The sequence below is a fragment of the Cellulophaga omnivescoria genome, assembly GCF_001999725.1.
Lineage (GTDB): Bacteria > Bacteroidota > Bacteroidia > Flavobacteriales > Flavobacteriaceae > Cellulophaga > Cellulophaga omnivescoria.
The window spans coordinates 20082-37327 of record NZ_MDDP01000051.1 but is presented as its reverse complement, the minus strand read 5'-3'; the positions used below and the strand labels follow the sequence as shown (position 1 = coordinate 37327).

At 32.7% G+C, this 17246-nt stretch carries 19 protein-coding genes; 8 read left to right on the top strand and 11 right to left on the bottom strand.

What is annotated here, in order from left to right; translation table 11 throughout:
- Window positions 1-35: 35 nt before the first annotated feature.
- Window positions 36-479, bottom strand: a complete 444-nt coding sequence (locus BFJ87_RS16540) for a Rieske (2Fe-2S) protein (protein WP_077407280.1) — start codon at window positions 477-479, stop codon at window positions 36-38.
- A 111-nt stretch (window positions 480-590) separates the two neighbouring features.
- On the opposite strand from BFJ87_RS16540, the gene greA reads away from it, so the two are divergent.
- Together greA and BFJ87_RS16530 are read left to right on the top strand one after the other, a co-directional pair.
- Window positions 591-1067 carry a transcription elongation factor GreA gene (greA, locus tag BFJ87_RS16535; RefSeq protein WP_013620582.1) on the top strand — a complete coding sequence of 159 codons (477 nt, stop codon included), beginning with the start codon at window positions 591-593 and terminating at the stop codon, window positions 1065-1067.
- Complete coding sequence (locus BFJ87_RS16530) at window positions 1067-1459, top strand: HIT family protein (RefSeq protein ID WP_077407277.1); 393 nt, start codon at window positions 1067-1069, stop codon at window positions 1457-1459. Before greA ends, BFJ87_RS16530 begins: the two co-directional genes overlap by 1 nt.
- On the opposite strand, the gene BFJ87_RS16525 is transcribed toward BFJ87_RS16530, so the two are convergent.
- Together BFJ87_RS16525 and BFJ87_RS16520 are read right to left on the bottom strand one after the other, a co-directional pair.
- The gene (locus tag BFJ87_RS16525; protein WP_077407274.1) at window positions 1446-1802 is read right to left on the bottom strand and encodes a hypothetical protein; all 357 of its coding nucleotides are present in this window, start codon (window positions 1800-1802) and stop codon (window positions 1446-1448) included. The two genes, BFJ87_RS16530 and BFJ87_RS16525, sit on opposite strands and share 14 nt — an antisense overlap.
- Before the next feature lie 2 nt (window positions 1803-1804).
- Window positions 1805-2953 carry a sensor histidine kinase gene (locus BFJ87_RS16520; RefSeq protein WP_077407271.1) on the bottom strand — a complete coding sequence of 383 codons (1149 nt, stop codon included), beginning with the start codon at window positions 2951-2953 and terminating at the stop codon, window positions 1805-1807.
- A 106-nt stretch (window positions 2954-3059) separates the two neighbouring features.
- Between BFJ87_RS16520 and BFJ87_RS16515 the strand changes: the two genes are divergently transcribed.
- Genes BFJ87_RS16515 through aat form a run of 3 tightly spaced genes read left to right on the top strand, consistent with a single transcriptional unit; the run spans window position 3060 to window position 5029 of the window.
- On the top strand, window positions 3060-3956 hold the full coding sequence (locus tag BFJ87_RS16515; RefSeq protein WP_077407268.1) for a flavin reductase family protein: 897 nt from the start codon (window positions 3060-3062) through the stop codon (window positions 3954-3956).
- Between the two features lie 39 nt (window positions 3957-3995).
- Window positions 3996-4379: a DUF3127 domain-containing protein gene (locus BFJ87_RS16510; RefSeq protein WP_013620577.1), complete on the top strand. Its 384-nt coding sequence runs from the start codon at window positions 3996-3998 to the stop codon at window positions 4377-4379.
- A 5-nt stretch (window positions 4380-4384) separates the two neighbouring features.
- Window positions 4385-5029 carry a leucyl/phenylalanyl-tRNA--protein transferase gene (gene aat, locus BFJ87_RS16505; RefSeq protein WP_077407265.1) on the top strand — a complete coding sequence of 215 codons (645 nt, stop codon included), beginning with the start codon at window positions 4385-4387 and terminating at the stop codon, window positions 5027-5029.
- Here the strand turns inward: aat and BFJ87_RS16500 are convergent.
- From BFJ87_RS16500 to tyrS, 4 genes are all read right to left on the bottom strand, one after another.
- On the bottom strand, window positions 5022-5807 hold the full coding sequence (locus tag BFJ87_RS16500; RefSeq protein ID WP_077407262.1) for a hypothetical protein: 786 nt from the start codon (window positions 5805-5807) through the stop codon (window positions 5022-5024). The two genes, aat and BFJ87_RS16500, sit on opposite strands and share 8 nt — an antisense overlap.
- A gap of 6 nt (window positions 5808-5813) precedes the next feature.
- Entirely contained in the window at window positions 5814-7109 is a 1296-nt protein-coding gene (locus BFJ87_RS16495) for a DUF885 domain-containing protein (RefSeq protein ID WP_077407259.1), read from the bottom strand.
- 5 nt (window positions 7110-7114) lie between these two features.
- Entirely contained in the window at window positions 7115-9487 is a 2373-nt protein-coding gene (locus tag BFJ87_RS16490; RefSeq protein WP_077407256.1) for a S9 family peptidase, read from the bottom strand.
- A 255-nt stretch (window positions 9488-9742) separates the two neighbouring features.
- Window positions 9743-11038, bottom strand: coding sequence for a tyrosine--tRNA ligase (gene tyrS / locus BFJ87_RS16485; RefSeq protein WP_077407253.1), 1296 nt, complete (start codon window positions 11036-11038; stop codon window positions 9743-9745).
- Between the two features lie 94 nt (window positions 11039-11132).
- Here tyrS and BFJ87_RS16480 point away from each other — a divergent pair, with 94 nt between their 5' ends.
- Window positions 11133-12140 (top strand): NAD-dependent epimerase/dehydratase family protein, encoded by a 1008-nt coding sequence (locus BFJ87_RS16480; RefSeq protein ID WP_077407250.1) that lies wholly within the window; start codon window positions 11133-11135, stop codon window positions 12138-12140.
- On the opposite strand, the gene BFJ87_RS16475 is transcribed toward BFJ87_RS16480, so the two are convergent.
- Genes BFJ87_RS16475 through BFJ87_RS16465 form a run of 3 tightly spaced genes read right to left on the bottom strand, consistent with a single transcriptional unit; the run spans window position 12106 to window position 14633 of the window.
- A complete protein-coding gene (locus BFJ87_RS16475; RefSeq protein ID WP_077407247.1) occupies window positions 12106-12531 on the bottom strand; it encodes a DUF4296 domain-containing protein in 426 nt (141 codons plus the stop codon). The genes BFJ87_RS16480 and BFJ87_RS16475 overlap by 35 nt on opposite strands.
- 37 nt (window positions 12532-12568) lie before the next feature.
- Entirely contained in the window at window positions 12569-13903 is a 1335-nt protein-coding gene (locus tag BFJ87_RS16470) for a dihydroorotase (RefSeq protein WP_077407244.1), read from the bottom strand.
- Between the two features lies 1 nt (window position 13904).
- A complete protein-coding gene (locus BFJ87_RS16465; protein ID WP_077407241.1) occupies window positions 13905-14633 on the bottom strand; it encodes a polyprenol monophosphomannose synthase in 729 nt (242 codons plus the stop codon).
- Between the two features lie 185 nt (window positions 14634-14818).
- On the opposite strand from BFJ87_RS16465, the gene BFJ87_RS16460 reads away from it, so the two are divergent.
- Window positions 14819-15472, top strand: a complete 654-nt coding sequence (locus BFJ87_RS16460) for a DUF4271 domain-containing protein (protein WP_077407237.1) — start codon at window positions 14819-14821, stop codon at window positions 15470-15472.
- A gap of 5 nt (window positions 15473-15477) precedes the next feature.
- A complete protein-coding gene (locus tag BFJ87_RS16455; RefSeq protein WP_077407387.1) occupies window positions 15478-16224 on the top strand; it encodes a uroporphyrinogen-III synthase in 747 nt (248 codons plus the stop codon).
- A 73-nt stretch (window positions 16225-16297) separates the two neighbouring features.
- Here BFJ87_RS16455 and BFJ87_RS16450 read toward each other — a convergent pair whose 3' ends face one another.
- Window positions 16298-17161, bottom strand: coding sequence for an alpha/beta fold hydrolase (locus BFJ87_RS16450; RefSeq protein WP_171974525.1), 864 nt, complete (start codon window positions 17159-17161; stop codon window positions 16298-16300).
- Window positions 17162-17246: the final 85 nt, after the last annotated feature.

Genomic DNA, 17246 nt, shown 5'->3' with positions numbered 1-17246 from the left:
CAAAGGGTGGGCCTTATTTTAGGTTTGCCCTTTTTTTAATTTCTTACGGTAACAATATTTCCGTTTACAGACGAGCTGTAAAAAAGCATGTCATGATATCTTTTGTCGTCTTCGGGTCTGTTTAAAAACTGGCCTGTAAATAGGTTGTACTTATATTCTTCACAAGGGCAAGTTACATTTTGTTTATCTTCATCTAAAATCATTGTAGAGCACGCACTAGGCTCGTGGTTTGGGCAACTTGCTTCAAAAGCCATAAAATTATCAAAACCTGTGTTTATAACAAAAATACCTTTAGTGCCAACACCTTGGCTACCAACATATACAGCATTTCCTGTATTTTTAAGGGCGCTATATGATGGCAAATTTAAATTTAAGTCTACTCTAAAACCAATCTCTTGCAGGTAAGGATTTCTGTTAGTTCTTCCACTATCACAAGAAAGTAATAGAAAAATGGCTAAAAGTGTAAAAAGTGTTTTCATAATATGTTTTCTTAGTACTAATACAACAGCAAATGTGAACAAAAATTATGTATATTTGTATAAAATCCTCTAGAAATAAGAGGATTTTCTTATTTATAAAACGATCATGTTATGAGTAACGTATCTTATTATACCGCAGAAGGTTTAAAAAAGTTAAAAGACGAGCTTAATCAGCTTAAGGACATAGAGCGCCCAAAGGCGTCACAAGCAATTGCAGAGGCTAGAGATAAAGGAGATTTATCTGAGAATGCTGAGTATGATGCAGCCAAAGAGGCACAAGGTTTATTAGAGCTTAAAATTTCTAAATTAGAAGAAATTGTGGCTGGAGCCAGAATTATTGATGAGTCTCAGTTAGATACATCTAAGGTGCTAGTTTTATCTACAGTTAAATTGAAAAATCAATCTAACGGTATGGAAATGAAATATACCTTAGTTGCAGAAAGTGAAGCCGACTTAAAAACAGGTAAAATATCTGTAAATTCTCCAATTGGTAAGGGTTTATTGGGTAAAAGTGTGGGTGATGAAGCAGAAATTGCAGTGCCTAATGGAAAAATTAAACTTACAATTTTAGAAATAACTAGAGCATAATGGCATCTATTTTTACTAAAATAATAAATGGTGAAATCCCTTGTTACAAGGTGGCAGAAGATGCTAATTATTTTGCTTTTTTAGATATTAACCCTAATGCCAAAGGGCATACGCTATGTGTGCCCAAAAAAGAGGTTGATAAAATTTTAGATTTAGACGAAGAAACTTATATGGGCTTAATGGCTTTTTCTAGAAAAGTAGGCAAAGCTATAGAGGCGGTAATACCTTGTAACCGTGTTGGTCTGTCTGTTATTGGGTTAGAGGTGCCACACGTGCACGTACATTTAATACCATTAAATTCTATGGCAGATGCATCCTTTAAAACTAAAGCAATGGTAACTAAAGAAGAGTTTACAGATCTGGCAGCAGCAATAGCGGCTAAAATTCAATAATTTTTTGGGTAAATACATAAACGGCTATACCAACTAAGGCAATTAGTGTAAGTGCTACTATATAAAATAAAGAAGTAAATTTTACACTTGTTTTGTGTGGTACGGCTAGTTTTTGGTAGTAATTAAAAGATCGCTCTATATCGTCTGTCCAATTTATAGGGTAAATGGTACAGTGGCATCTATCACATTTTATATCATTGCTTACCTCGTTAGTGGTTTTGTGTATAAATTTACCAAACTTTTGCTTTTGATAAAAAGTAACTGTAAGCTCATTATGAAAACATTCTGGACAGTTATTTTTTATATTAGCTTCTTTAAGTACTACTAATTTCTCCTTAGACATAGTTAAACTTTAATTTTTAACGAAATCTGCATTACAGTGCCATCTTTACCCGAAGATAACACTTTTACTTTACCGTTGTGGTATTCTTCTACAATTCTTTTAACTAAAGACAGCCCTAAACCCCAACCACGTCGCTTAGATGTGTGTCCTGGATTAAATATAGAAGCATAGTTTCCTTTAGGTATTCCGTGTCCTGTATCTGATACTAAAATATTTACAAAATTACCTGCTGGAATAATTTCTATAGCAATATGTCCTTTACCCCGCATTGCATCAATACCGTTTTTAACCAAGTTTTCAATAGTCCAGTTATACAGGGGTTTATTAAGCATAACAGGTAACTTATCTACCTTACTATCAAAAGAAAACTGAATTAGTTTTGAGCTTCTTCTTTTTAAATAGTCAAAAGCACTTTTGGTTTCTGCAACAATATCTTTTTCTTCAAGCTTTGGTAAAGATCCAATATTAGAAAACCTGTCTGTTATAGTTTGTAATCTAGAAATGTCTTTTTCTATCTCTACAGATATTTCTGGATTTATGTTTTCATCTTTTAAAAGTTCATTCCACCCCAAAAGAGAGGTAAGCGGAGTACCAATTTGGTGTGCTGTTTCCTTAGCCATACCTGCCCAAAGTTTACTTTGTTCAGATGCTTTATTGGTTTTAAAGAAAAAGAAAATTACAGCACCAAATAAAAATATAATTAGCAATAACGCTAAAGGGTAATATTTTAAATTATTTAAAACTTCAGAATTGCCATAATAAAGGGTAGCAATTAATTCTCCTTTATGGGTCATTAAAATAGGAGAGTTTTCTTTTTTAAAATCTTCTATTTTTTGCTTTATAAAAGCAGTATCTTTTATTTTTTTGCCTTCTATGTTTTTGGCGTTAAAAGTGCCACTCTTGTTTACTAAAATCATTGGTGTAGAGGTATTGTTCTGAAAAATTTTTAAATGTAAATCTCCTAAATCTTCCGTTTGTGAAGAGTTACGAAACTCGGTTTGGGCTGTGGCCCATATTTCCATTTTGTGGCGTTCTTCTTTCTTAAATTGCTCAAAAAAACTATTTGTATTCCATAAAATTAGGCTCACAATAAAGAAAGCGCCCACCATTAAGGAAATGTTTATAGTTTTGTTTTTTGGATTAAAATTCATTGTTCCAATTCTTGGGTTTAAAGATAACGTAATATAATGCACATTTGGTATTTCTATCTTGCCATCTTGTTTTAAATAGCGGACAAATTATGTACCTTTGCATTCTATGAAAAAAACAATTTCTATAGTACCAAACGAGGTTACAACGGCTAAATTGCACGGCTATCTTTTAGGCGCTGTTGGCCCTAGACCTATTGCATTTGCTAGCACGGTAGATAAAGATGGTAATCCTAACTTATCTCCTTTTAGCTTTTTTAATGTATTTAGTGCAAACCCGCCAATACTAATTTTTTCTCCTGCTAGGCGTGTTAGAAATAATACAACAAAACACACATTAGAGAATGTTTTAGAGACCAAAGAAGTTGTAGTAAATATTGTTAATTATGCTATTGTACAACAAATGTCTTTGTCTAGTACAGAATATGCAGTTGGGGTAAACGAGTTTAAAAAAGCTGGTTTAACAATGTTAAAGTCTGATATTGTTACACCATTTAGAGTGGCAGAATCTCCGGTGCAGTTTGAGTGTAAAGTTACTAAAGTAGAAGCTTTAGGTACAGAAGGTGGTGCAGGTAATTTAGTGTTTTGTGAGGTTGTAAAAGTACACGTAGATAGTACAATATTAGATAAAAACGGTAGCATAGACCAACATAAAATAGATTTGGTTGCCCGTATGGGAGGTAATTGGTACAGCAGAGCAAAAGAAGGTATGTTTGAAGTGCCTAAACCGTTATCTACCTTAGGAATAGGTATAGATAGTTTGCCAGATAAAATTAAAAACAGTAAGTTGTTATCTGGTAATGATTTAGGTTTGTTAGGTAATATAGAAGTTTTACCAACAACTAAAAGTGCACAACAATTTGTTAATGAAAATGAAGATGCACAAGCAACACTAGCAACTAATGATAGTGTACAGCTGCAATTAAAAGCTAAAGAATATATTTTTAATAACAACCCATTGGGCGCATTAAAATTATTATTAGCAGGTATAGATATAATAGAATAAGAACTCAATTAATAAACACGCATAAGAAACTAATTTAAGATGGAAGTACAAGGAAAAGTAAAAATGGTTGGGGAAACTCAGACTTTTGGAAGTAACGGATTTAGAAAAAGAGAAATAGTTGTTACAACAGAGGAGCAGTATCCACAACATATAATGGTAGAGTTTGTTCAGGATAAATGCGATTTGTTAAACGGGTATAGTGTTGGACAGCCAGTAAAAATTAGCATTAACTTAAGAGGTAGAGAATGGGTTAACCCACAAGGAGAAACAAAATATTTTAACTCTATACAAGGTTGGAGAATAGAAAACTTACAACAAGCTGCTCCAAGCGGAGATGCAGGAATACCACCAGCTGCGCCAGCACAAGCTTTTGAGCCTGCTGATAATTTAAATGAAGAAGATCACGATGATTTGCCTTTCTAGGTTAAATGGTAAATCCAATATATTATTTAACAGATAAGTTAGAGTTTCCTCCAGTACATACAGCTAATGAAGAAGGTTTGTTAGCGGCTGGAGGAGATTTATCTGTAGAACGATTACAACTTGCCTATAAAAGCGGAATTTTTCCTTGGTTTGATGATGATAGATTGCCACTTTGGTGGAGTCCAGACCCAAGAATGGTATTGTTTCCGCAAGAATTAAAAGTTTCCAAAAGTATGCGTAAGCTTTTACGCAATGAAGCTTTTACTGTTACAAAAAATAAAAAATTTGAAGAAGTAATTCGCCGTTGTGCTACTGTAACAAGAGACGGGCAGCCAGGCACGTGGATTACCCAAAATATGCAAAACGCATATATAGAACTACATGAAAAAAAATTTGCGCACTCTTACGAGGTTTGGTTAAACAACCAGTTGGTAGGTGGTTTGTACGGCATAGATTTAGGTACTGTGTTTTGTGGAGAAAGTATGTTTAGTGATGTTAGCAATGCATCTAAATATGGTTTTATAACAATGGTACAAGAAATGGAAGCCAACAATTACAAACTTATAGATTGCCAAGTCTATACCCAGCACCTAGAAAGTTTAGGTGCCAGAGAAATAGATAGGGATGATTTTATGGAGTTTATTAAGTAGCGTTTTGTTCATATATTTTCCAATCAATTTTTTCTTCTATTGAAATAGTTTTGAAAATTTGAAAGGCATAACTAGAAATATATTCTATTGTTTTAAAGAACTTTAAATAATCTAGTTGTATTAATATTTCTTCTTCGTTAATATAGGAGTAATTAAACAACATTTCAAAAACTTTAAAATGAGTTTGTGATTTGTTAATTTTACTCTTTTTTATTTGGCATTGAGTATGTGTTATAGCGTGTCTGGTTTCTGAAAGTATAGTCCAAAATTCATTATATCCAGTCTTTACAATATTACTTTTTGAGTATTCTTTAAATGTATCTTTACCTGCTTCTTTTAGTAAACTATATAGGTCTTTTCCAGTCGGAATATTTTCTCGATTGAAAATAAGCCCTTTTTTTAGCTTTTTGATTACTTTCTGTTTAAAGACTTTATCTTTATTGGATTTAATATAAATAAAATCCTTGAGAAAAGTTTCTAAAGCCTCGAAAGATTGAGAATATAGAAGACAAAATTTTAGTGATAATATTTTTTCTATTTCATCACTATAAGTTTCTCTGGTTATTTTTTTAAAAGAGTTTGTTGGAATTCGGGCAGCCCTTTTTTTGTCACTCCAATCAACTATTAATAAAGAAGAGCTAAGACTAAGTGAAGCTTTTTCTTTATTATATTTTTCAACATCTGATTTTAGAACGTCATTTATTCTTAAAGATATTTGTCTATAAACTAATAATCTATCATATAAAATATCTAGATGTTTCTTATAAGGATTTTCCATTTAACTCTACTTCAAACTACTTGCTGTATGTGGGTTGCTTAATAGCTCTTTAAAAACAGCCCAGCGTTTTTCTGGTTGGTCTACAGTACCACCTTTAGCTTTTACATAGTCTGCAACTAGGTCTTTACCTAAATTATAGTTTATAACATAGCTACGGTATTGGTCTATAAAACGTGTGCGTTGCAATGCTCTGTCTGGCGCGTAAAATAAATATTTTTCTAGCCATTTAGCAGCTTCTTCTCTAGAAATTTCTCCGTTTAAATATTTTCTGGCAGCTTCATTACCTGCGTAATTCAGCTTACCTATTAATCCTAGAATTTTATAGTATTTATCGGCCTTGCTTGCATCTAAACCTGCAATAGGGAAAAGTACTTCTTTTTCAAAAGCAACACGTTCTTCACCGGGGAATGCTACATCTATACCATAGTTTGCACTACCTTCTGCTATTAAAGATTGTGGAGAGAACAATGGGTATACCGAAAATTCTTTCCATCCTTTGGCATCAACTAAATTTTGTTCTAATAGCGCATTAAATACGTGGTGACCAGGATAACCTTCGTGGCAAGCTAAGTCTATTGCACGCTGAATAAAAATTGGAAAATCGGTATTTATCTGTATTAAACTTTTACTTTTTCCTTGGTAATAATTGTAACCAGACCAGCTTTTGTTGTTTACATATTCTAGCACAAAATCTTCATTCTGCGGTAATTTAAAATGGTGATTTGTTCTTTTTCTTGCTTCTGTTATCGCTACTCTAAAAACAGTATCTAACTTATCTTTTGGTATTATAAATTGCTGTTCAAAAGCAGCATACCTTGTGGCTAAATCTTTATCCCCAGGCAACTCTTCTTCAAGTGCGGCAATAAGTTTGTTAAAGTGTTCTTCTGTAAAATGTGGTGGTTCTGCATCATACAAAAGTTTAGCTTCTTCATCAAAACTATAGGTTTTACCTGCCAGCATCTCTAACTTGGTTTTAACTGCAGTTAGTTGCTTTTTAAACATCGTATGTCTTGCGGTTTCAATACTAGAAAAAGCAGTTGTATCTACCAAATTAGCGCTTTCTATTAATATATTGGCTCTGGCAATAAAATCTGAAGCAGGTATGGTGTCTAATTTAGCTGAGGTTGGTTTCCATTCTTCTGGACCGTAATAAGCATCAACAAAATCGCTATTATATTGTCCCACTTCTAAAACCAGTTTTACGTAATCTTCTGCTAAAGCATTCATTTTAGGTTTTTCTGGTGGTTTACTACAAGATCCTAATGCTATTACAGCAAATAAGGCTACTATTTTATTTTTCATAAGTGTTATTCTTTAGTGGTAATGTTTAAAAGACTCTCATTAAACAAATTAAAAATACGTGTATATTCATCTGTCCAGCTACTAGGCTCTACAAAACCGTGTCGCTCTACAGGATACACAGCCATTTCCCAATTCTTTTTTTCTAACTCTATTAGACGCTGAGATAAACGTACCATATCTTGAAAATGCACGTTGTCATCTACCATACCGTGTAGAATTAATAAATCTCCTTTTAAACCATCTGCAAAATAAATAGGAGAGCTTTTTCTGTAAGCAATGCTATCTGTAACCGGAGTATTTAAAATACGTGCAGTATAGCCGTGGTTGTAAGCAGCCCAATCGCCAACCGAACGTATTGCAGCACCAGCTTTAAAAGTATCTGGAGCGTTAAACATTCCCATTAATGTTATAAAGCCACCATAAGAACCTCCGTAAATTCCAATTTTATCTTTGTCAATTCCGTATTTTTCTACTAGTAATTTAGCGCCATCTACTTGGTCCGATAAATCTTTACCACCCATATGACGGTAAATGCCTGTACGCCATTTACTGCCGTAACCAGCACTACCTCTATAATCTATATCTAACACAGTATACCCATTATCTACCAATATGTTATGAAACATATATTCTCTGTAGTAAGAGCTCCACCATTTGTGTGCATTTTGTAAATAACCTGCTCCGTGTACAAAAATTACAGCGGCTTTATTTTTTGTTGCTGTTTTAGGTTGATATAACCTTGCGTAAACCTCTGCACCATCTTCCGCATTAAAAGTAATAACTTCAGGATCTTTCCAATTGTAGTTTTTAAAGCTGTCTGTAAGTGAATTTGTAATTTGTTTTGGAGCAGTTTTAGCTCTATTTTTTATTGGGTTAGGCTGTAAATATAATTCTGTTGGTTTATTGCTGTATGAGTATAAAATAGCCATTTGGCGTTCATCTGGAGATAAAGTAACCTCGTTATTACCAACCATTGTAGTTAGTTGAGTTAATTTACCACCTTTTAATGGCATAGTGTAAAATTGTCTGTCTCCAGGATGATTTTTATTAGCCGTAAAATACCAACGTTTTTTATCTATAGAGATAGTTGGCTCGTAAATTTCAAAATTACCAGATGTTAGTGTTTTTGTTTTTTTAGTTAACACATTAGTGCTATATAAATGAGAATAGCCTGTTTTTTCAGACTGGTACCAAATACTATTGTCATCTGGTAGCCACCCTAAATTACCCCAGCCAATACCTGGGCCAGCAATCCAAGCTTTATCGTGCTGGTGGTCTAAATTGGTAACGGTACCATCAGCAAGATTTAAAAGAACTATCCAACGGTCTTTGTAATCGTTAGAGCTTATATCTAAAACAGCTTTTTTGCCATCTGCACTCCAAATAGGGCCAACAATGTAGCCAATTCTATTTTCGTTTTTGTACGTTTTGTTTGGGTAGTCTTTAGTATATTCTGGTATGTAATCTAAACCTTCTAAATTATCTAAAGAAACAGGGTATGTTTTTTTGTTTTTAATGTCGTAAATATGAAGCTCGTAACTGCTTGGTTTGTCACCAACCTTAGAGCGTGTATTTTCATTTTCTACATAACCAGATTCTGTTACAAAGTGTGGCATTGTAGTACGTTTGTTGCTTGCGTAAGTGGCTGCAATATAGGTTACATAACTACCATCTGTACTAATACTTTGGCTGCTAATAGATTTGCCTTTTGTGTATATAGAAAATAACTCTTTTTCTTTGTAGCGTTCCATTGCTTTTTTACGAGCGTCTTTTTTGGCTTTGCGTTCTTTTAAAACATCAAAAAGGGCAAGTTGGTCATTACGTAGCCATTCATCTTTATCACTTAAATGCTCTTCTTTATCTTTTTTATCGGTAAAATTTGTGATTTGTACAGTTGCGCCAGTTGTAGTGTTCCAAGTATAAATATTCTGCCCTTTTTGGTATGCAATTTTACTATCGTTCTCTATAAATTTGGCATTTCTTTCACGGTCTTCTGTCTGTGTAATTTGTATGGTTTTGTTAGTAGTAACATCAGTATAAAAAATGTCTCCTCGTTTTACATATACCTTTTTTGTTCGTTTAGAATTAAAAGTTGGAGTAGAAGGTAGGTTGTATTCGGTTTCAAAATCTACTTTAGCAGTTTTTTTTGTGTTTAAATTGTATATGTATAGTGAGTCGCTAAATGCATTTTCTGTGTTCCAATTAAAATAAATGCTTTTACTGTCTTGAGACCATTTAGGACTAGAAGGTAAGTGGCCAACAAAGGCATCACCCTGCATAATTTCTTTAATAGTTAAGGTAGACGCGTTGTTTTCTTGAGCGTAGATTGATAGTGAGCAAAGCAAAATGCTTATGCTAAAAAGGAACTTTTTTTTCATTTTATTTTGGTTCTTTCTGATGATTTTTGGCTAAGTCAGTGTCAGTAATTTTTTTAATGCACTAAAGTTAGCATTATTTCCAATTACATAATAATATATTACAAGTATCTGTTTGGTCTGTAAATGTAGCGTTGCGGAATATGAAACTTAATTTAAGTAAAAACTTAAATAACAAAAATGGATTCTCAATTTAAAAAAAGGAATAAAAAAAGGCTGGTAAAAACCAGCCTTACTAATATTATGAGTCTTGTATAATTAATTTACAACCAATACAAAATAGTTCTTTTTACCACGTTGTAATAAAACAAACTTATTGTTAATTAGGTCTTTGCTTGTAATAACGTAATCTTCTTTTACTTTTTCTTTATTTACAGAAATAGAATTTTGTTTAAGTTCTCTACGGGCTGCACCGTTAGAGTCTAAAAACTGAGTTTTTGCAGCTAATGCGCCAATCATATCCAAGCCTTCTTCAATATCTAAAGCAGTAACTTCTGCTTGGGGTACACCTTCAAAAATATCTAAAAAAGTTTTTTCGTCTAACGTTTTTAAATCATCAGAAGTAGATTTTCCAAATAAAATATTACTAGCTTTTATAGCGTTGTCTAAATCTTCTTTAGAGTGTACGCTAATAGTAATTTCTTCGGCTAATTTTTTCTGTAAAGCACGCATATGAGGAGCTTCGTTGTGTTCTGCAATTAGCGAGTTAATTTCTTCTTTACCTAAAAAAGTAAAGATTTTTATAAACTTTTCTGCATCTTGATCTGATGTGTTTAACCAGTACTGGTAAAACTTGTAAGGAGAAGTACGTTCTGCATCTAACCAAATATTACCACCTTCAGTTTTTCCAAATTTGGTACCATCTGCCTTAGTAATTAATGGGCAAGTAAGAGCATAACCTTTACCACCACCAATTCTACGTATCATTTCTGTACCAGTGGTAATATTGCCCCATTGGTCACTACCACCCATTTGCAGCGTACAGTTGTGTTCTTTAAATAAGTGGTAAAAATCGTACCCTTGCACCAATTGGTATGTAAACTCCGTAAAAGACATTCCTTCTTTGGCTTCAGAAGTTAAACGCTTTTTTACTGAGTCTTTAGCCATCATATAGTTAACGGTAATGTGTTTACCAACATCACGAATAAAATCTAGGAATGAAAATTCTTTCATCCAATCGTAATTATTAACTAAAACGGCAGCATTATCTTCATTGCTTTTAAAATCTAAAAAACGAGACAACTGGTTTTTTATGGCATTTTGGTTGTGTCTAAGTGTTTTTTCGTCTAATAAGTTACGTTCAGCAGATTTTCCAGACGGATCACCAATCATACCAGTGGCTCCACCAACTAACGCATAAGGTTTGTGGCCAGCTAACTGAAAATGACGTAACATCATTACACTAACCAAGTGGCCAATGTGTAACGAGTCTGCTGTTGGGTCTATACCCACATAGGCAGCGCGCATTTGTTCTAGTAAGTGTTCCTCTGTTTCGGGCATAACATCGTGTATCATACCCCTCCATTTTAATTCTGCGACAAAATTAGAAGCCATTGTATTTTATGTTTTGTAATAGTAGTTGCAAATATAAAAGAAATAGAGAGCTTTGGCAGTAGTCTATAGTAAATTAAATTGCTAAATTTGAACTATGATATTGGTAACAGGAGGCACAGGATTAGTAGGTGCGCATCTTTTATTGCAGCTGCTTAAAACAGAAAAAGCGGTAAAAGCTACACGCAGGGCAAGTAGTAATTTAGGGCAGGTAAAAAAAGTATTTTCTTATTATGTAGATAATGCAGAGGAGTTGTTTTCTAAAATAACTTGGGTGGTTGCAGATATTACAGACATACCTTCATTAGAAAATGCTTTTAAAGATGTTACACGCGTATTCCATTGTGCAGCTTTAATTTCTTTTGATCCTAATGACTATGTTAAATTAAGACAAATTAATGCAAAAGGTACAGCCAATATTGTAAATTTTTGCTTGTCTAACAATGTGCAAAAGTTAACTTACGTAAGTTCTATTGCTACTTTGGGTAAAAATGAAGCAACACCAATTGTTACCGAAGAAACAGAATGGAATGATGCAGATGTAAATGTTTATGCACTTACAAAATATGCAGCAGAAATGGAAGTTTGGCGTGGTACACAAGAAGGTTTAGATGCTGTTATTGTAAACCCAGGTGTTATTTTAGGACCTGGATATTGGGACTCCGGAAGTGGACAATTTTTTAGTAAAATAGCAAATGGTTTAAAATACTATCCACCAAGTGGTAGCGGATTTATAGGTGTTTTTGATGTTGTTGATATGTGTATAAAACTAATGAATGCTAACTTAGTAAACCAACGGTATATTGCTGTGGCAGAAAATGCTACATTTAAGGAGGTTTTAGATAAAATAGCCGTAGCCATTAATAAGCCTAAACCAACTAAAGTTTTAAAAATATGGCAGTTAAATATTTTGTATAAGTTAGACTGGTTAGTGCATTTATTTACCAGAAGAGGTCGTAAGTTGTCTAAAATGCAAGTACACGGCTTAAAAAGTCAGGATATGTACCAAAATGCAAAAATTAAAGAGGCTATAAACTTTAATTTTACAGATTTAGATACCGTTATTAAAACTACTTCTTCCCTGCTTTTACAGGAGCAACTTTAAGTTTTTCTGGATTCTTTTTTCGGCTATTGGCAATACTATCTGCTTTTAATTCTCTTTTACGGTTTAATTGGGTTTTAATGGTGTCTAATTTACGTTGTATTTCTTTATAAAAACCCTCGTAAACTGTTGGGTAAGACGCATAATAAACATCACTGTCTGCAAACTGTGTGCTATCTATATTGTATTTTTTATAGATATAGGGCATTGTTTTTACATTGTTTTCTACTAAAACATTAGAATTGGTATTTTTTGCAGCAGTAATAAGTGCTAAATCATATAAAATGTCAATCATTTTAGATTCAGGTATAAGATTGTCTGGCTCTTTAATAGCTTTTTGCGAACAAGAAACTATAGCTAAAATTACTAGTAGTAAGGATATAAGCTTTTTCATCTTTTTTATTTTTGGTGGTGTAATCTTGCTGTTAAAGTTACCTGTTAAAGGTTAGTCTATGTGCATTTTTTTGCTCAGAAACAACACCATTTGCATACGCTAAATGTCCATTTACAAAGGTATGAGAAATTTTAGATTTAAATGTGTAATCTTCAAACGGAGACCAACCACATTTGTATAAAATGTTAGACTTGCTTACTTGCCAAGGACTATTGGTGTCTACAATAACTAAATCTGCAAAGTACCCTTCTTTAATATATCCTCTTTTTTCAATTTGAAATAAAATAGCAGGGTTGTGACACATTTTTTCTACCATACGTTCTATAGTAATTGTGCCATCTAAAACTTTCTCTAGCATAGCAGGTAAAACGTGTTGTACTAACGGTCCGCCAGATGGAGCTTTCGTGTAAACGTTATCTTTTTCTTCAAAGGTATGTGGTGCGTGGTCTGTTGCAATAACATCTATACGGTTATCTAAAAGAGCGTCCCAAAGCATAGACCTATCTTCTGCAGTTTTAACAGCAGGATTCCATTTTATAAGTGTACCTCTTTCTTTGTAATCTTCATCAGAAAACCACAAATGATGAACACAAACCTCTGCTGTAATTTTTTTGTCTTTTAAAGGAATATCGTTTCTAAAAAGACTTGTTTCTTTTCCTGTAGATAAATGAAAAACGTGTAGTCTGGCACCAGTTTTTTCTGCCAGAGCTATAGCCTTAGAAGAAGATAAATAGCACGCCTCTGTACTTCTAATAATTGGGTGATATTCTATAGGAATGTTGTCTCCGTACTTTTCTTTATACGTAGCCATATTTTTGCGAATAGTAGTTTCGTCTTCACAATGAGCCGAGATTACCATTTCTGTATTGCTAAATATTTTTTCAATTACCTCTTCGTTATCTACCAACATATTTCCGGTAGAAGAACCTAAAAATAATTTTACACCAGAACAAGCGTTTTTATCTAGTTTTTTTAATTCCTCTAAATTGTCATTAGTACCACCAAACAAAAAGGAGTAGTTAGCATAAGAGCTTTCTTTTGCTACAGCAAATTTTTCTTCTAACTTTTCTATTGTTGTTGTCTGCGGATTTGTATTTGGTTGCTCCATAAAAGTAGTAACACCACCAGCAACAGCAGCTTTACTTTCTGTAGCAATATTTCCTTTGTGCGTAAGTCCTGGTTCTCTAAAATGTACTTGGTCATCTATAATGCCAGGTAATACGTAATTGCCTTTAGCGTCTATAATTGTAGCGTTGGCATCACTAATAGAACTACTTATTTTTTCTATATAATTACCGTTTAAAAGAATATCACAATTGGTAATTGTGCCTTCATTTACAACCTTAGCGTTTTTTATTAGCGTTTTCTTCATTTTAAAATTTGTTTTTTTGAAACAAGCTTATGTATTTCATTTTTATTACTCCAAAAACAGCTTCGCCAATAATTGAAGAACTCATTTTAGATTTTCCGCGTACTCTATCTGTAAAAACAATAGGTACTTCTTGTATTTTAAAGCCTTTTAAATGTGCTCTAAATTTCATTTCTATTTGAAAAGCGTACCCGATAAAACGGACCGTATCTAAACTTAGGTTTTCTAGCACTTTTCTTTTGTAACAAATAAAACCAGCGGTAGGGTCATCTACACGCATACCTGTTATCATTTTTACATAAAATGATGCGCCGTAAGACAATAATATTCTAAACAAAGGCCAATTTACAACATTAATACCTTTAACATACCTAGAGCCAATGGCTAAGTCTGCACCAGCAATACAAGCATTGTATAGGTTAATTAAATCATTTGGAGAATGAGAAAAATCTGCATCCATCTCAAAAATATAGTCGTATTTATTTGCAATAGCCCATTTAAAACCGTGAATATAAGCAGTTCCTAAACCCGCTTTTTCTTTACGTACTTCTAAAAACAGTTTACCGCTAAACAGGGCTTGTAGTTCTGTTACTTTTTGTGAAGTACCGTCAGGAGAATTGTCATCTACAATAAGAATATGAAATTCTTTTTTTAATGTAAAAACGGCATTAATAATAGCCTCTATATTTTCTATCTCATTAAAAGTAGGAATTATAACTAAGCTATCTGTCATTCTTTTTTTAGTATTGAATGCACAAAAGTACTATTTAAATTTTAGTGGTAAAACCCAAAGTGCTTTTTATGATTTTTTTACAATTGCATAGCGTCTTTTTTATGCAATAACACGTATTAATTAATAAAGTTGGTCTAAGTATTAATTTGTAGTTTTGCACCACTTATACGCATACAAAAAGAAAAATGGAATCTATTACTAGGGTTTTTAATAATGTAGATTGGGTTACCACCATATTTGTGGTTAGTCTTTTTGTTATGGTTTTAAGTAAAACCTTTTTTTACAATAAGTTTATAAATTTTGTGGCGTTACCATTTAATAACAAATACATTTTTTTACACAGTAAAAAACATATATTGTTTAATTGGTTTAACGTATTATGGAGTGTTTTTTTGTGGTTAAATGCGGCGTTATTTATTTACTATTTGCTAAGTATTTTTAAATTTAAAGATACACTTACTCCTATAAACTACCTTTTTATTTTTGGTATTTTAAGTTTATTTGTTGTAGTAAAATTAGTATTGCAATTTATTAATAGTTTTATTTTTAACGCAGAAACTGCCATTGTTCATATTGTTTTTAATAAAATTTCATACCAAAATTACAGTGGTTTGGTGTTATTTGCTGCTAATATTTTTCTTACATATATTACACCATATTCTGAGCTAGTTGCTTATTTGGCGGTGGTTTTGTTTGTCGTTGTAATGTGCATAGGATGGGTTAATCTGTTAAGAATTCATCGAAATTTTATAACAATTAATTTTTTCTATTTTATTTTGTACCTTTGCGCACTCGAAATTTCACCTTTTGTGATAATAGGTAGTTACCTAAAATATTGATGTCTATGAAGATAAAAACGATTTTGGTTTCTCAACCAGAACCTAAAATGGAGAACTCTCCCTATTCAAGACTTATTGAAAAGGAGAAGTTAAAAGTAGATTTTAGACCGTTTATACATGTAGAGGGCGTTGATGCAAAAACAGTGCGTCAGCAAAAAGTAGATTTAAACAACTTTACAGCAATAGTACTTACAAGTAGAAACTCTGTAGATCACTTTTTTAGAATTGCAGAAGAAATGCGTTTTAAAGTGCCAGATTCTATGAAGTATTTTTGCCAGTCTGAGGCTGTGGCATACTATCTTCAGAAATATGTAGTTTACCGTAAACGTAAAATATATGTTGGTAAAAGAATGTTTGCAGACTTAGCTCCGTTGTTAAAAAAGTATAAAACAGAAAAATTTCTTTTACCTTCTTCAGATGTATTAAAGCCAATTGTGCCTGAAACATTGGATGGTCTTGGTTTAGATTGGAAGAGAGCTATTTTTTACAAAACAGTAATTAGTGATTTGTCAGATTTAAGAGATGTGTATTATGATATACTTGTTTTCTTTAGTCCGTCTGGAATTGAATCTTTATTAAAGAATTTCCCTGACTTTGAACAGAATGATACTAAAATAGCTGTTTACGGAAATACAACAGTTAATGCTGCTACAGATGCTGGGTTGCGTATAGATATACTTGCGCCAACACCAGAAACGCCATCTATGACAATGGCATTACAGAAGTACATTACTACTGCTAATAAAAAATAATATAGTACGTTATACGTAAAAGCCTCATTGTTAAATGAGGCTTTTTTATTTTAGTTAATTCAATACTAAATCGTTACTTTTTTAAAGTATGTAAAAAAGATCTCATTTTTGGTATAATTTTATCTGCATCTTCTTCTAGTGCAAAGTGACCAGTATTGTAGATGTTGTAATCTGTATTTTTTACATCTTTTTTAAATGCTTCTGCTCCACTTTCAGGAAAAAATGCATCATTTTTACCCCAAACAATTAATAATGGAGGTTGGTTGTCTTTTAAATATTGTTGCCACTTAGGGTATAATTTTATATTATTTTGATAATCGTAAAACAAATCTAAGTTTACAGCATGTGCATTTGGTCTAGATAACCTAAGGTAATCTAAATGCCAAGTATCTGGATTTATATTTTCTGAATTTCTAGTACCGTGCGTGTATTGCCACTCCAAACCTTCTAAAGAAAAAGAAGGTAATAGAGCTTTTTCTGTAGTTTCATTTCTATTAGCCCAAAACTCTTTTGTAGACTTCCAAGCTTCGCCTAAACCTTCTTCATAAGCATTACCATTTTGGTTAATTATTGCCGTTATTCTATCTGGGTGTGCAGTAGCAATTCTAAATCCTATAGGTGCGCCATAGTCTTGTATCATAATGGCATAACTTGTAATAGCTTTTTGCTCTAAAAATGAATTTATAGTTTTAGCAATATTGTCAAAAGTATACTCATAATCTTTTTCAGAAGGAAAATCACTATTTCCAAAACCAGGATAATCTGGAGCTATTAAATAAAACTCATTTGATAGCTGGTTTAACACTTTTCTGTATTGATGGGATGAAGACGGAAAGCCGTGTAATAGTACTACTGTTGGGTTGTTGCTGTCTCCTGCTTCTCGGTAAGCAATTTTTACACCATTTACATTTTCCGTTTTGTATTTTACATTATTCATTTTTTTAATTTTTATTGTTTCTATATTTTTTTTGCTGCTTATTGTTTGTGTATTATGCTTACAAGCAGTTATAAAAGCTAATAAT